Origin of the sequence: Kitasatospora sp. NPDC058032, assembly GCF_042885845.1 — a bacterium.
GTDB lineage: Bacteria > Actinomycetota > Actinomycetes > Streptomycetales > Streptomycetaceae > Kitasatospora.
In genome coordinates this window covers 1-1426 of record NZ_JBHVRK010000076.1, presented here as the reverse complement: position 1 = coordinate 1426, position 1426 = coordinate 1, and the positions used below count along the sequence as shown (strand labels likewise).

The window sequence follows — 1426 nt, the reverse complement described above, 5'->3', positions numbered from 1 at the left end:
GTCCTGTCCTTCGTACGTCCGTGGCAGCATGCCCGACCGTACCGTTCGGGTTGCTTCACAGGACCCACGGGACGGTCAGGTGACAGGAAAGAGAGCACGTTGGAAGAGGCTCGCGTGTGTGAGGACTGGTGTGATGAGCGATTGTTCCCCTCCCACCCAGACCGTGGAGGTCAGGCATGGCCATCAGTACCGGAACGTCACCTCTCACCTTTCGCGGCGGGCTCGACGCCGTCAACACCCGTCACCACCAACTCGGCCTGCGTGTGTTCCTGTTCATCGTTGTGGCGCACTGGGCGGAGCACCTGGTCCAGGCCTACCAGATCTACGTCATGGGCTGGCCCATCCCGCAGGCGCGCGGGGTGCTGGGGATGCCGTTCCCCTGGCTGGTCACCTCGGAGTGGATGCACTACGGCTACGCCCTGGTGATGATGGTGGGCCTGTTCCTCCTGCGGCCGGGCTTCACCGGCCGCTCGGCCACCTGGTGGAAGGCCTCCCTCGGCATCCAGGTGTGGCACCACCTGGAGCACCTGCTGCTCCTGGTGCAGGTGCTCGCGGGGGCCCACCTGCTGGGCAGGGCGGCGCCCACCAGTCTGATCCAGCTGGTCATGCCCCGGGTGGAGCTGCACCTCTTCTACAACACCCTGGTGACGGTGCCCATGGTGGTCGCGATGTACCTGCACACCCGGGCGGGCCGGCCGGACAACGCCGACGCGCGGTGCGGCTGCGCCCCGAAGGGCTGACCCTGTGGCGACGCGCGGCGCAAGGCCCTCGGGGTTCGTCTCCCTGCTGCTCCTGCTGGCCGGGGTCCTGTTGTTCTGGCTGACGGTGCCGGGCCTGGGCGACGCGGCCAGGACCGCCACGGCGGACGGGCCGCGGGGCACCTTCACCGCCGTGCGTCTGGTGTGCGCCGGACACGCCGGGCACACCACCTGCGAGTGGCTGGGGACGTTCCGCTCCGCCGACGGCGCCGTGGAGCTCGGGAGCGTCAAGCTGTACGGGAGCGGCCGCGGCGCCTTCGAGGCCGGCCAGAGCGCGCCGGCGGTGGACGTGGGCAACGCGGGGCGGGTCTACGATCCGGCCGGATCGCATACCTGGATCATCACGGTGGGGCTGGCCGCCCTCTCCTACGTCCTGCTGGTCACCGTCGCCCGCCGCCACCTGACGCCACCACCCCCGCCGTCGCCGACGACGAACGCCTTGCCAACGACGGCCTGAACACCCGACCGGGGAACACGAGCGGGCGGGTCGGGGCCCGCCCGCTTCTCCTCGAGGTCCCGCACGGGACGTGCCGCTCAGCTCTCTTCCAGGGCCCCCGGCCGGCGGCCGGACAGCTCCAGCAAGTTGTACGCTGACGCCGCCGACACCAGCGTCATGTGATGGTGCCAGCCGGGAAAGGACCGCCCTTCGAAGTCGAGCAGTCCGAAGT

At 70.2% G+C, this 1426-nt stretch carries 2 protein-coding genes; both read left to right on the top strand.

All coding sequences use genetic code 11. The features are described from left to right. Positions 1 to 176 precede the first annotated feature (176 nt). A complete protein-coding gene (locus ACFVUH_RS37365; RefSeq protein WP_331720938.1) occupies positions 177 to 740 on the top strand; it encodes a hypothetical protein in 564 nt (187 codons plus the stop codon). A 4-nt stretch (positions 741 to 744) separates the two neighbouring features. Continuing rightward, positions 745 to 1215: a hypothetical protein gene (locus ACFVUH_RS37360; RefSeq protein ID WP_381115540.1), complete on the top strand. Its 471-nt coding sequence runs from the start codon at positions 745 to 747 to the stop codon at positions 1213 to 1215. Positions 1216 to 1426: the final 211 nt, after the last annotated feature.

Coding starts and splice junctions, on each gene's coding strand:
- ACFVUH_RS37365 (WP_331720938.1), top strand. CDS start 177: ATGGCCATCAGTACCGGAACGTCACCTCTCACCTTTCGCGGCGGGCTC.